General features: G+C 57.6%; 1 rRNA gene. It reads left to right on the plus strand.

Annotation, left to right across the window (positions count from 1 at the left end):
- Positions 1-70 precede the first annotated feature (70 nt).
- Positions 71-380 (plus strand): 16S ribosomal RNA (locus RZO55_RS14640); the annotation flags it as partial.

Consider the following 380-nt stretch of genomic DNA (forward strand, 5'->3'; position numbering starts at 1 on the left):
GAAGAAAGCGTTCCTTGAAAACTGAAGAGCGAAGGAAAGACCCGTCAAACTTTGAGCTCTATCAAACTTTTTTTCGGAGAGTTTGATCCTGGCTCAGGACGAACGCTGGCGGCGTGCCTAATACATGCAAGTCGGGCGGGGTTTTGGGGAGCTTGCTCCTTAAAACCCAGCGGCGGACGGGTGAGTAACACGTGGGCAACCTGCCCGCAAGACCGGGATAACTCCGGGAAACCGGGGCTAATACCGGATAGGACCCCGGATCGCATGATCCGGGGTGGAAAGGTGGCCTTCGGCTGCCGCTTGCGGATGGGCCCGCGGCGCATTAGCTAGTTGGTGAGGTAACGGCTCACCAAGGTGACGATGCGTAGCCGACCTGAGAG

The organism is Clostridium boliviensis (assembly GCF_033342255.1).
GTDB classification, from domain to species: Bacteria; Bacillota; Clostridia; order Lachnospirales; family Lachnospiraceae; genus Lacrimispora; species Lacrimispora boliviensis.